This window comes from Streptococcus sp. 27098_8_22, assembly GCF_041432415.1.
In the GTDB taxonomy this organism is placed as follows: Bacteria; Bacillota; Bacilli; order Lactobacillales; family Streptococcaceae; genus Streptococcus; species Streptococcus pseudopneumoniae_M.
Map to the genome: position 1 here is coordinate 59,069 of NZ_JAPVZP010000005.1, position 14,157 is coordinate 73,225.

The window sequence follows — 14,157 nt, forward strand, 5'->3', positions numbered from 1 at the left end:
AACTAGTTCTAGCCACGACCCTTTCTAATATAAGATCAAATTTCTCTATGAATTTCGTTGGTTTTAACTATTTCATTGATCTTCTTTTTTCTTCCCCATGGCAAACATACCTAGGAGCATGCCTACAAATCCTAAAGAGGAAAGAGGAGCAACATCTTCACTTCCTGTTTCAGGAAGGAGATGCTGGCGAGCAGCAGGAGCTTGATAAGTACGATCTTGTGCCATAGCCTGAACCACAACTGACTGTTCTCCCTTATACTCTGAGATCTCATGAACAGCAGCTTCAGCACTGTTTACGTTTACACCACCCGCAAAAGCTGGGATATCTGAACTAACAGCCTCTACCGCATTAGTGCCACCTGTGTACTCTGGAACTTCTAACTTAGCGGCCTCTACTCCATTCACGCCACCTGTGTATTCTGAAACTTCTAACTTAGCGGTCTCTACTCCATTGACGCCACCTGTGTATTCTGGAACTTCTAACTTAGCAGTTTCCACTGCGTTGACGCCACCTGTGTATTCTGGAGTTTCTAACTTAGCGGCCTCCACTCCGTTGACACCACCTGTGTATTCTGGAGTTTCTAACTTAGCGGCCTCCACTCCATTGACACCACCTGTGTATTCTGGAACTTCTAACTTAGCGGATTCTACTCCATTCACGCCACCTGTGTATTCTGGAGAATCTAACTTAGCGGCCTCTACTCCATTCACGCCACCTATGTATTCTGGAACTTCTAACTTAGCGGATTCTACTCCATTCACGCTACCTGCATACTCTGGAACTTCTAACTTAGCGGCCTCCACTCCATTCACACCACCTGTATACTCCGGAATTTCTGACTTAGCGGATTCTACTGCATTGACGCCACCCTCAAATTCTGGGCTTTCTGATGTAGTTGCTTCAGCACCATTGACACCACCTTCGAAGGCTGGGCTTTCTGATGTAGTTGCTTCCTCACCATTGACGCCACCTTCAAAAGCTGGAACGTCATGAATGACAGACTCCCCTTTTGAGCTTTCTACTAGACTACCTTCTGGAACTTCATGGATTTCTGCTTCCTCGCCGTTCACACCACCTTCGAAGTCCAGAATCTCATGAATGGCTGCTTCAGCACCATTGACTGCACCTGTAAATTCTGGGACTTCATGGATAGTTCCCGGTGGATTTTCTTCGACCTCTATTTCTGGAACTTCATGAATAGCGGCTACTTCGCCGTTCACACCACCTGAGAAGTCTGGCACATCATGAACGGCTGCTTCCTCACCGTTGATGCCACCTTCAAAGGCTGGATCCTCGTGAACTGTACCTTCACCATTGACTGCACCTGTAAATTCTGGGACTTCATGGATTTCTGCTTTTGCTCCATTTTTACCACCAGGAACTCCTGCACCTTCAAGACTTACAGGTAAATTATGCATGCTCTCAATTGCACCATCAATGATTTCTGTAATTTCTTGACCAATATCTTCCTTGTTAACTGCGAAAAGCAATGTTTTTGTATCGTATTGCGTCAAGAAAGCCGCAAAATTACCATTTGCCAGTTTAAGAACTGGTGGCCGATTCACCAATACTTCAGAATCAAATTCTAAAGCAATGACATTTTTGCTCATCTCCACAGCATTTTTCACAGTTGCTTTTGTTGGAGAAATTCTATCCTTGCTTAAGAAATCCCAGTTGAATTTCTTATAAGACAAGGTGTATTCATTTTGAGTGGCAGTCGCATGCTCATAAAGCAAGCCAAATTCACCATTTCCAAGATCTTGCAAGGAGTTATAAGCAAATTTACCACTTTGAATTGGATTGTGCTTGAGCCAAGTTAGATCCCCATTAGCTTCCACACGTGCCAAGTGCACCAGACCATTGTAGCGTCCTGGCCCACCTGCGTTACTGAGGACAATATATTCCTTACCATCTTGTACCGTATGAATAGCAGACATTTGAACGTAGACATCTTTGACATCCGCATAGCGCTTCACATCTTTTTCCCAAGTTGCTCCGCCATCCTTACTTGTTGCAACCTGCAAATCTCCTGTCAATCCACGCATGAAGAGTTTGAGGTCTCCGTTGTTCAACTGAACAACAGTTGACTCCGTATTTTGAGCACCTGGATTATTCATAGTTGAAGAGTGAATTGTTTGATTACCTACCGGACGGTTATCATTGACCGCTTCACCAGCGTGCCAAGTTTCACCATGGTCATCTGAGTAAATGACGCGTGAAGACTGAGAACCACTGAGGTAGGATACGTTATTTGTCGTGTAGACTGGGATAACGAGACGTCCTTTGTGAGGTCCAGAATGCAAGGCAATACCCGTACCAGGTCCAGTACCTAAGAAGTGCATCCAGTCCTTACGAATACCGTAGGTAATATCTTTTGGTGCAGACCAAGTTTTACCATCATCATCACTATAAGACATCCAGAGATAGTTTGTGTTTGAAACCCTAAAGATATTCTTGTCACTATACTCAAAGTAGACATTGCCGATTAGTTCTTCACCCTTGTAAAGGTCACCCTTATCACTATAGGCTGGCTTCTTAGGATCAACTACAACTCTATATTCTGTTTTTCTATTTTCAGGGTCGAAAACTTCACCATTTTCACGGATTGTATAACGTCCTGAATCACCTTGTTTGTACAAGACTTGGTATACCTTGTCCCCAATTTGTTCATAGGCTTGTGGTGCTTTTCCTGGAAGAGAAAATACAGCCTTACCTTCAAGGAACATATCATAAATTGAAAAGATTCTCTTAGTTTTCGGATCTTGGACTAGGGCCATGTCAATGTTGACTGGTGATGGCCATTCTGGATTCTTAGCATTCTCATTATCACGAGGATTTGAGATGACAATTCTATCTCCCCAAGTTTTACCCTTATCATCACTACGACGAACAACCATACCGATATCACCCCAGTCAGAGTGATGCAAGCGTCTCTCATCAGTTCCAGCAATTAAGGTTCCCTTATCAGTTTTCAGCAAGGCTGGAATGCGGTAGCTTGCGATACCATCTTTATTTGGCTTACGGTTCTCACCACCTTCAAAAACGTCCAGTTTATCAGTAACTTCTGCCCCTTCAGGAAGTTTCTTCTCCAACTCTCCTCTTTCAAAAAATTGGCTACGTTTTTTAACTTCTTCTGGAGTAAGAGTGCGATCATAAACAGTTAGATTACGGACTTTAAGATTAGAACCCCAGAAGTTTTTGCCTGTGCGTTTCGTTGTACCGATTTGCACATGGTTGACATCTGGCATGTCTTGGATGAAACGACCAGACTGAGGACTTGTGCGCGACAAGACACCATTTACATAGACACGAACTTGACCTTTTGGTTGGTCTGCATTTGGTCTTTCAACTGTGAAGGTTACAGAGTTCCACTCACCTGGCTTAATCTTCAAAGGAGCAGTTTTATAATCACCATAGAATTGGTTTCCATTTGCATCACGACCTTCAACGATAGCTGTGTTATCAAGGATGGCCATAGTGAAATACTCATTTACTTTGGTATCACTAGAAACTGAGAAAAGGTTGTAAAAACGTGGAGCAGATGCATCTGGCTTAAACTCCATATGAATGGTCGCATTTTGAAGTTTTTTAAGCTTATCGAGTTCCTCTTTCATGTCAACTCTTTGACCGTTTGAAGGATTGGTTTCAACATCTTCCTTCTCTATAACAGTATTGGCATTTTCCAACTCTCTTGCATAAAAGTCACGAGGAATGTTTCCAACTTCTTCTTCACTCTCTGTAGCTGGAGTTTCGTTTGATGCTTCTGTTTCTGTTGGTTTTTCAGACCCTGGGTTTGCTTGCAACTCTTCACGGCTCACTTCTGTTCCACTATTATTTACTGTGGTTACTTGGCCTGCAGGCTCCTTATCTAAATTAGCTAGACTTCCTGTCTCTACTTCCTTAGGCAATTCTGGCAAAGATTGCCCCGTTGTTTCACCATTCGTTGATGGCGCCTCTTGAGCCAAAGCCGGTGCAGCACCAAAAACAACCGCTCCAATCACTACTGAAGCCGCTCCAACTGCAAATTTCCGAATTCCATATCTCTGTTTTCTATCAAAATATCTCTGTTTCATGTGTTCCCTTCCGTTATTTTTTAAAAAAATAAAGCGCTTTCTTTTTTGCTTAAAATTTTTAGCCTTTCAAACTAGCTGCAAATAAGAAACTGTATTATTGAATGAAATTGTCATTCTTTGTAGATGAAATGCTGTTGCTCTTTTATAAATTCCATGTTAAAAGATTCGCAACTAGCTATACTCCTTTCACATTTTATCTTAATCATATTATATAATAAATATTCTAAATTTTAGACTTTATAATCTATAATAGATTATACTTTCAAAGATATTTAGAAGTTTCAAACTACCTGAAACTACTTTCTCATTATCTGGGTCACATAAAGAAAAGCCTGTAGTTCATTCGAAACTACAGAGCTTTTTTTCAATTTTTAGTGACCAAGATAGGTAAAGGGGATCTCACTACCACACAACCAATTGTAAACTTGATCATTGACATGAACATTCATGGCCTCATGAGCGTATTCAGGCATGATACGATAACTCTTTTCACAAGTCAAACGGTTGTAAATAGCAAACTGAGTGATTGGATAGCAGACATCGTCATCAAGCCCAGTAATCATCCGAACTTCCCCCTTAATGCGATGGGCAAGATTTTTTACATCGATATAAGCGAGCGTCTCCATAATCTGCTCTTCTGTCTCATGGAATGGATCATGGAACTTAAAATAACGAAAGAGTTCATCATAGGCTTCGCTGGTATTTCCAATCTCGAGTACCCGTCTAAAGTCTGATAAGAATGGATAAATAGCAACTGTACGCTTGATACGTGGATTTAGCCCCGCAGCCACTAGAGCTAGTGCCCCTCCTTGAGAAGCTCCATAGCTTGCTAATTGCCCCTCATCCACTTGTGGGAAACTAGCGACAATTTCAATCAATTGATAAATATCTAGATAGACATCCTTATAGAAGAGTTGCTCTTTTCCTTCTACTGCACCACGGATAATTTGGCCCTTAACTGTATTTCCGAGTGGTGAGCGCAAGCCATCTTGTGAGTATCCAGATTGTCCACGAACATCCATCGATACGACACCATAACCAGCTACTGTAAAGGCTAGCATATCTGTCCAATCCCAGCAACGTCCCATATAGCCATGGAAGTGGAAAATGACAGGTACTTTCTTTTCTGATTTTGGTAAGACTATACGTGCATAAACAAGGCCATCACGGGTACCTTTAAAGCTTAACTCATAACACTTCACATTTGGAATATGAAAATCACGTTCCTCTAGTTGATAATCTGGCAAGACCGAAACCTTATCAATCTCCCCATCCCAAAAAGCATCAAAATCATGAGGAACTTCATCCCTTCCTTGGTATGTTTTCATTTCTTCTACTAATGCTGGATTTCTCATAAAACCCTCCTTAATTTTGTAACCGTTACCATAACTCTAGCACATATAGGTAGGCTTTGCAAGATGGATTTTTAAATAGAAAGTGATTTTAATTTTGAAGATTCATAAAAGCTTATCTGAAAGTAGTTTTATTCATTCCATTCTGTATAGATTCAATACTCTTTCAAAGAAAACAGCTCCTTTGATCTCTCATCCAATTGTCATTGAAGACTAATCTTATACTCTTCGAAAATCAAATTCAAACTACGTCAGCTTTATCTGCAACCTCAAAGCCGTGCTTTGAGCAACCTGCGGCTAGCTTCCTAGTTTGCTCTTTGATTTTCATTGAGTATTAGCATGTTTTCGGGTATATAGTTATCTATCTTTAAACTAATGTTCTTTTACAAAAATAAAAAAGTTTCATAATCTTAATAGAACTGTTCTATCAAGATTACAAAACTCTTTCTTATTTCAAATCTTTTTTATAGCGTCCCAACTCTGCTTGGTTTGCCCAAACATAGTGACCTGGACGAATTTCTACCATAGAAGGTTTATCAGTTTCATAGTCATGTTGATCTGGATCATAGACTTTCAAAACTTTTTTACGTTCCAAGATTGGGTCTGGAATAGGAACAGCTGATAGAAGTGCTTGCGTATATGGATGAACTGGATTGTTAAATAATTCTTCAGTTTCAGCCACTTCAACAATAACACCCTTATAAATTACCGCGATACGATCAGAGATGAAACGAACTACTGACAAATCGTGGGCGATAAAGAGATAAGTCAATCCTAATTCTTTTTGGAATTTCTTGAGCAAGTTCAAAACTTGGGCACGTACTGAAACGTCCAAGGCTGAAATTGGCTCATCCGCAATAACGAAGTCAGGTTGCATAACCAAGGCACGGGCAATCCCGATACGTTGACGTTGTCCACCTGAAAACTCATGTGGGTAACGTGTCAAGTGTTCAGCCAAAAGTCCCACTTCACGAATGATATTTTGAACTTTTTCTTTTCTTTCTTCTTCATCTTTAAATAAATGGTAGTTATAAAGACCTTCAGAAATGATATAATCAACTGTTGCACGTTCATTCAAACTTGCAGCAGGGTCCTGGAAAATCATTTGGATACGACGGATTAATTCCGAAGCTTGTTCACGTGATTTTTTACCATTAATTTTTTTACCTTCAAAGATGATATCACCTTTGCTAGTATCATTAAGACCGATAATAGCACGACCAATTGTTGTCTTACCACTACCAGACTCTCCAACAAGTGAGAAAGTTTCTCCTTTGTTGATAAAGAAGTTCGCATTTTTAACAGCGACAAACTTTTTGCTTCCTTCACCGAAGGAAATTTCTAAGTCTTTAATTTCTACTAATTTTTCAGACATTTCCTTCCTCCTAGTCCTCAAGATGTGTAAAGCCCATCTTTTCACGAATCTTGTCGTGTAAATCTGCAATCACCGATGGTTTTTCAACTTTTGGAGCTTGTTCATGAAGCAACCATGTCTTAGCCCAATGAGTATCAGATACTGCAAACTGAGGTGCTTTTTCCTCAAAGTCAATCTTCATAGCATAATCTGACCGAAGAGCAAAAGCGTCTCCCTTCAATTCAGTATAAAGCGATGGAGGTGTTCCAGGGATTGAGTACAATTCACCTTTGTCATCCGCAAGTTGAGGCAAGCTCGACAAGAGGCTCCATGTATATGGATGACGTGGGTCGTAGAAGATTTCTTCAACAGTACCATACTCGACGATTTCACCAGCATACATAACCGCAACTTTATCAGCGATACTTGCTACTACACCTAGGTCGTGGGTGATAAAGATTGTTGTAAAGTGGTATTCGTGTTGAAGTGACTTCAACAAATCAATAATCTGTGCCTGAATGGTCACGTCAAGAGCTGTTGTTGGCTCATCACAGATAAGAATGTCTGGACGACAGGCAAGAGCAATCGCGATAACAATACGTTGACGCATTCCCCCAGAATATTGGAAAGGATACTCGTCAAAACGTTTCTCAGAATCTGGAATACCAACTTTATTCATATAGTCAATAGCCATCTCTTTAGCTTCTTGAGCAGTCTTACCTTGGTGTTTAACAATAACTTCTGTGATTTGACTTCCGATTGTCTTGATTGGGTCTAGACTGGTCATCGGATCTTGGAAGATAGTTGCAATCTTCGCACCACGAATACTTTCCCATTCTTTATGAGAAGATAAGGTTGTCAAATCTTGTCCACGGTAATTAATACTACCTTGTGCAATACGACCATTTTCTTCCAACATTCCTGTGAATGTTTTTGTCAAAACTGATTTACCTGAACCTGACTCCCCAACTAAGGCGAGGACCTCTCCCTCAATCAAATCGATGGAGACACCTCGAATAGCTGTCAAAATCTTGTCACGAACATCAAATTCCACGACAATATCTTGAGCAGTCAAAATTACATTTTTTCCTTTTATCATGTCTACTCCTATCTATGTGTACGTGGATCACTAGCATCTGCTAGGTTTTGACCTACTACGAAAAGGGACAAGGATACCAAGACCAAAGTTGTCAATGGAATCCAGAAGAGATATGCATTGGTTGTTACGTTCTGAGAATAATCTGAAATCAAACGTCCCAAACTTGGTACTGTGATTGGCAAGCCAAGTCCAAAGAATGATAGGAAGGCTTCATATGAGATAAAGGCTGGAAGCATTTGCGACGTACTCGTAACAATAACAGATACCAATTGGGGCATAATGTTTTTCATAATAATTTTGTAACTTGGTGTTCCCAAGGTACGTGAAGCAAGGTTGTACTCTAAATCACGGTAACGTAACATTTGGATACGAATTGAATGGGCAACACCAATCCAAGTGGTTACACTCATGGCAAAGATCAAATTCCAGAAACCTGCACCGATAGAGTAAGTCAAAACAATAACGATCAAAAGTGATGGGATATTGTTGATAACGTTGTAGACTTCCATCATGATACGGTCAACTGATTTTGAGATCCCCCAAATTCCACCAATAACAACACCGATAAAAAGGTTGACAAAGGTCGCAATGACAGAAATCAAGATAGAGTTACGAGCTCCAAACCAGACACCATCAAAGAGAGATTTACCATTACTATCTGTACCAAACCAATGCTCAGCATTTGGTTTAATGTAACGAGCGCTAAAATCATTTACCTTACTTACATCATTGAAGTCAAAATCAGAGAACATTGGGTAAATGAAACTCATCAAAATAACTGCAATCAAGATACCTAGCATGATTACTGTTGATTTCTTCTTCAAAAACTGTCTAAAGACAGAACCCCAGTATGAGTAGGCAGGAGCATCAATTGCTTCAGAGGCATAATCATCACGTTTTACAAACTGAAATTTTTCATTACTAATTGCAGACATTATTTGCCTCCTTTCTCTGTCAATTTAATACGTGGGTCAATAATGGTCATCCAAATATCTCCAATAAGGTTTGAGAAGATTGAAACACAAGTGAAGATAAAGACGAGACCAACTACCATATTATTGTTTGAAGCCTTTACAGAGTCGATCAACATTTTACCCATACCTGGGAAGGCGAAGACTGTTTCAGTAAGAGTTGCTCCACCAATAACACCAATGATAGAACCTGGGATACCAGAAACGAGTGGTACCATAGCATTTTTAAAGATGTGCTTATCAGAAATTTCTTTCTCAGACAAACCTTTAGCACGAGCAAAACGAACGAAATCTTGTGATTGCAAGTCAATCATATAACGGCGAATCCAAATTGCCATAGTAGGTGCTCCTAGCAAGCCCAGAATCACTGCAGGAAGGACATAAGAACGCCAATCACCAGCACCCAAGATTGGGAATGAGTCTGGGAAGCCGATTGAAGAACCAATCAAACGAATAATATAGACTAGGGCAATCGTTGGAAGAGCCAACAAGAAAGTTAGAGTCCCTGTAGAGAAACTATCGATCCAAGTATTTTTGAAACGAGCCATTGCTGAGCCAAGAGGAATCGCAATCGCATATGAAATCGCAAGACCAATCAAACCAGTAATAGCAGAACTTGCAATCATAGACGGGTACTGATAGTTGCTCTCAGTAGCTGTATATGGATCATCTTTACCGTAGTTCGCTACTTCACGAGCATCAGCTTGACTCGGAGATTTATAAGTTCTTGAGTAAATATTAACTGATGATGTTTTCTTACCAGTTGGGAATTGAACTTCAGAAGTCTTGGTTTGTCCTTGTCCTTGTGTAATAACTTGAAGAACAGGAGTATTGGCATAAGTTGGATAAGAATCTCCTAGGTTCAAGTTGACAAAGTTTTGGTGAACAAATGGGAACTGACTATTGAAGTACAAGAGGTATTTATGTTTAGTACCTGAACCCACAAGAGACCAACCGATCGCAGGGTCATTCTCAAAGCGCAAATAACGCTCTAAGTTTGGATTTTCTGGGTCTTGAATCTTGTTTGTATGGTCAATATCAAGCAAGTTTGCATAGAATTTGAACACACGTTCAAAAATAGGAATTTCACGTGTAGCGTAGAATTGTCCACTCTCTGTAAACTCACCTAGAGTCCAACCATTCCCAAGTTGTTGGATATATTTTTCATAGATTGCTTTATTTGTATCATTTGCATCTACTGTAACAGAAGAGTCAATGCTACTAGCTTTTTCCTGCAACTCTTTCGTATCGTAATATTCGATATAACCCATACGCTCAAAGACAGTATTTTCATAGTTATCTCGTTTATCAGCCGTTGTCGCAATTTTATTGTAGTTAGTATCTTGTTTGAAGATCAACTTCCGTGGAACCATCGTATAGATGATTGTGTAAATCAAGGTCGTTACTAAGAAAATAGAAACCAACGACCGCAAGATACGCATAAAAACATATTTTTTCATATTATTTCCTTTAAAATCCCAAAAGAACCTTCTCCTTTAGGAGAGAAAGTTCTGATGAGCATTATTTATTTCACATGACTCGCTAACTCTTTTTGAGCTTTTTCGTTTGATTCAGCTTTTTCTTTGAGCCATTTTTCACGAGCTTCCTTGTACTCTTTTGTTGTTACAGTGTTAGCTTGCAATTTAAGGTACTTGAAGTATACATCTGAACCTTTATCACCAGATTGAGTGTAAGAGGCTGAGAATGGTACTACACGAGAAATAACTGGTGCTGCTCCTGAAGATGACATAGCTGGAAGGAAGAGTGAGCTATCTGTCAACCAAGCTTGAGCTGCTGCATATTTCTCATAACGTTTGTTAAGGTCACTTGTTTCACTAGCTGCATCATCAACTAATTTGTCGTAATCTTTCAAACCAACTTGAGCAACCGCTGGGTTTGATGGATTGTCATAGCCCATGTAGGTCTTAGTTGTTTCACTATTAGTTGATTTCAAGATATCAAGGTAAGTCGATGGATCATCATAGTCTGGATTCCATCCAACAGCACCTGAAAGGTCCCAATCTTCTGCTGCCGCACTAGCAGCGTAGTACGTGATATTGTGTAATTCATCCGTAGTGATTTGTTGGATATCGATAACTACATTATCTGTACCCAAAGCGGTTTCAACAGATTGTTTGAATGATTGGATACGAGCGATATAGTTTTTAGATGTTTGGTCAACTGGAATATCCAAGTGGATTGGGAATTTCACACCATCTGCTTCAAGGTCTTTTTTAGCTTTAGCTAGTTCTGCTTTAGCTTTATCAGCATTGTAAAGACCATCTTGGCCATCCGCAAAGTTTACATCTTTCCACTCATCACCATAAGAAACAACTTTCTCAGTGACCAAGTCACCAAATGTTTTTTCACCTGCTGAAACAAATTCTGGTTTTACGAAGAGGTTACGGACAGCAAGGGCTGCTCCATCCTTACCATTTAGCTGAGCTGAATAAGCAGTACGATCAAAAGCAAAGTTCAAAGCTTGACGGAAATCTTTATTAAGAAGGGCTTTCTTAGTAGATGTTTTTTCTTCGTCAGTTGTTTTTGATGTGTACTTATAGCTTTGACGGTCAATATTAACACCCAAACCAGCAATACCAGCTCCTTGTGGAGTATAGTAAATATTGTCTTTATATGTTTCTGCTACCTTAGAATAGTTTGAGCTAGTAGGGAAGAGACGGGCATAACTGTATGCACCATTTGTAAAGTTACGCTCAAGTGACTCTTGGTCTGAACCATCATAGTAAGAAAGTGTTACAGTATCGATGTGAACATTGTCCTTATCCCAATACTGATCATTCTTTGCAAATTCGATAGAAGACTTAGCCGTCAACCCTTTAAGCAAGAAAGGTCCATTGTAAAGCAATGATGTTGGGTCTGTTGCCTTACCAAAGTCTTTACCTTTTGATTTTTCAAACTCTGCGTTCAAAGGCCAGAAGATTGCGTAAGACAATTTAGAGTTCCAGTATGGTTCTGGTTGGTTCAAAGTGTATTGAAGAGTGTAATCATCAACAGCCTTTACACCTACAGCAGAGAAGTCTGTATTGTTCCCTGATATATAGTCAGCCAATCCTTTAACAGAATTTTGTGCTAGGTAAAGAGCGGCTGATTTATTGTCGGCTGCGTGTTTCAAACCTGTAACAAAGTCATTTGCAGTTACTTCTGCATATTCTTCACCATCAGATGTGAGCCATTTTACACCTTTACGAATCTTATAAGTGTATGTTAATCCATCTTGAGACACTGACCAGTCTTCAGCGACTGCAGGAGTAAGGTTACCATACTTATCATTTGTAAAGAGTCCATCGATACCATTTGAAGTAGCAACTTTTGTACTTTGTTTCCCAGAGATAAGGTAGTCCAATGTTTCTGGGTCAGCAGTATAAGTATAGCCATAGGCTTTTGGTGCTTCAGCATTTGATGATTTTGAAGAACCACAAGCTGCGAGAACGCCTGTTGCGAGTAGGGCAACCCCTGCTACCGCAAGAATCCGACTTTTTTTCATGTTTAGTTAACTCCTCTATATAAAATTAATGAGATACTGTTAATTATACCACACTCCCTTTCAAAAGTAAACGAATTTTCAGAATATTTTGTCGCATGCCTTTTGAAAGCAGGAAAACTTACATTTTCAGAAAAGAAACTATTGACGAGATTTAATTTAAAAGGTATAATAATAAAAGCTAAGGCGGTATAGCCAAGTGGTAAGGCACGGCTCTGCAAAAGCTTGATCGTCGGTTCAAATCCGTCTACCGCCTCTATATTATCAAAGACTCCTACAGGAGTCTTTTTCTTTTAACTACTAGAAAAGCTTTATCAGTTCTGCTCTGATAAAGCTTTTGTTTTATTCTGTTTCTTCTTCTGATTCAAGTTCTTGAATTTGAACCTTAAGCTTGGTTACACGTCCATTTTTGACCTTATCATTAGTTAGGGTGATATGCTTATTGCTACTTTCTAACTCATAGCTGAGTTTTTCTGATGTTGGAATAGTTCCCACACCGGTCAAATAGTAACCAGCGATTGTATCTACATCATCACTTTCAAGTTCAACATCAAAGTAAGCATTAAAGTCATTTAAATTCATTGTCCCTTGGACGATATAGGTATCTTCGCCAATTGTATAAACATAAACTTCAGCTCGGTCAGTTTCATCATCAATTTCACCAACAATCTCCTCAAGGAGATCCTCCAGCGTAACTAGACCAGCCATACCTCCATACTCATCCAGAAGGATAGCCATCTGTCTTTGAGTATTTCTAAACTCTTTTAATAAATCATCCACAAAAATAGTTTCAGGTACAAAGAGTGGATCTTGTAAGATTCGCCTCCAGACAATATTGTCAAACCCGCTGGCAAAGGCTTCTTTAAGGAGACTCTTGGTATGAATCAATCCAATAACATTGTCCTTATCTCCATCATAAACAGGAATCCGAGAAAAATTCTGTTTTAAGATACTTTGGATAATGGTTTGAGTGTCATCTTGAATATTTACCATGAAAGCATCGGTTCGAGGAACCATGACTTCACGTGCCATGAGCTCGTCTAGCGAGAAAATCCCTTGTAACATTTCAATTTCATCAGCATCCAAGGTTTCTTCACTCTTAGACAACATGTACTCAATCTCATCACGAGTCATTTTTTCATCTGCATCGTCAAATGTCATCGGTGTCAATTGACTCAAGAGATTAGTTGATGCTGAGAGCATCCAAACGAAGGGACTCACAATCTTACCAAGAGCAATAATAAACGGTACTGTTCTGATAGCCAAGGCATCCTTAAGATTTAGAGCAATTCGCTTAGGATAAAGCTCACCAAAAACAATAGAAATATAGGTCAAGAAAGCTAATGATAAGAAGCTAGCTACCGCATAGGCAGTCTCGCTATTTCCCATCCAAGAGGCGATCAACTCTCCAAGTGAATCTGCTAGTTTAGCCCCTGACAAGATCGTAATTAAGGTGATACCAACTTGAATGGTTGATAAAAAGTGATTGGGGTTTTCAAGTACCTTTAGTAAACGGATATAGCGTTTATCTCCCTCCTCAGCTTTTTGCTCAACACGTGAACGACTAAGTGAAACCATGGCCATTTCTGTTGCAGAGAAAAAGGCATTTAAAAAGGTCAAAACAACTAATAAAATAAATTGCAGTAACAAATCCTGACTGCTCGGGTCTTCCATTTTCCTTCTCCTAAAAAGTATAATTGAAACCATTATACCATATTTTCCAATTTCTACACATTAATTTTCAATTTCTATGATAAAGGGGCGCTGAATAGAGAGCTGCAATCCAAGTCTCGACGCCCTAGTTC

The 14,157-nt window shown here is 39.7% G+C and carries 8 protein-coding genes and 1 tRNA gene; 1 reads left to right on the forward strand and 8 read right to left on the reverse strand.

The genetic code is table 11. The annotated features are described in order from the left end of the window. Positions 1 to 72 precede the first annotated feature (72 nt). The 7 genes from O3633_RS06890 to O3633_RS06920 form a co-directional block, all read right to left on the reverse strand. Positions 73 to 4,074, reverse strand: a complete 4,002-nt coding sequence (locus tag O3633_RS06890; protein WP_371620812.1) for an SIALI-17 repeat-containing surface protein — start codon at positions 4,072 to 4,074, stop codon at positions 73 to 75. A 371-nt stretch (positions 4,075 to 4,445) separates the two neighbouring features. Beyond that, positions 4,446 to 5,429: an acetylxylan esterase gene (locus O3633_RS06895; RefSeq protein WP_049529752.1), complete on the reverse strand. Its 984-nt coding sequence runs from the start codon at positions 5,427 to 5,429 to the stop codon at positions 4,446 to 4,448. Between the two features lie 445 nt (positions 5,430 to 5,874). Further along, the gene (locus O3633_RS06900; RefSeq protein WP_371620813.1) at positions 5,875 to 6,801 is read right to left on the reverse strand and encodes an ATP-binding cassette domain-containing protein; all 927 of its coding nucleotides are present in this window, start codon (positions 6,799 to 6,801) and stop codon (positions 5,875 to 5,877) included. A 10-nt stretch (positions 6,802 to 6,811) separates the two neighbouring features. Next, positions 6,812 to 7,879 carry an ABC transporter ATP-binding protein gene (locus O3633_RS06905; protein ID WP_049502740.1) on the reverse strand — a complete coding sequence of 356 codons (1,068 nt, stop codon included), beginning with the start codon at positions 7,877 to 7,879 and terminating at the stop codon, positions 6,812 to 6,814. Between the two features lie 8 nt (positions 7,880 to 7,887). Continuing rightward, complete coding sequence (gene oppC, locus O3633_RS06910) at positions 7,888 to 8,814, reverse strand: oligopeptide ABC transporter permease OppC (RefSeq protein WP_371620814.1); 927 nt, start codon at positions 8,812 to 8,814, stop codon at positions 7,888 to 7,890. Continuing rightward, the gene (locus O3633_RS06915) at positions 8,814 to 10,310 is read right to left on the reverse strand and encodes an ABC transporter permease (protein WP_371620815.1); all 1,497 of its coding nucleotides are present in this window, start codon (positions 10,308 to 10,310) and stop codon (positions 8,814 to 8,816) included. Before O3633_RS06915 ends, oppC begins: the two co-directional genes overlap by 1 nt. 65 nt (positions 10,311 to 10,375) lie before the next feature. Further along, on the reverse strand, positions 10,376 to 12,355 hold the full coding sequence (locus tag O3633_RS06920; protein WP_371620816.1) for a peptide ABC transporter substrate-binding protein: 1,980 nt from the start codon (positions 12,353 to 12,355) through the stop codon (positions 10,376 to 10,378). A gap of 182 nt (positions 12,356 to 12,537) precedes the next feature. On the opposite strand from O3633_RS06920, the gene O3633_RS06925 reads away from it, so the two are divergent. Next, positions 12,538 to 12,608 (forward strand) — tRNA-Cys (locus O3633_RS06925). An 86-nt stretch (positions 12,609 to 12,694) separates the two neighbouring features. Here the strand turns inward: O3633_RS06925 and O3633_RS06930 are convergent. Then, positions 12,695 to 14,026: a hemolysin family protein gene (locus O3633_RS06930; RefSeq protein WP_371620817.1), complete on the reverse strand. Its 1,332-nt coding sequence runs from the start codon at positions 14,024 to 14,026 to the stop codon at positions 12,695 to 12,697. Positions 14,027 to 14,157: the final 131 nt, after the last annotated feature.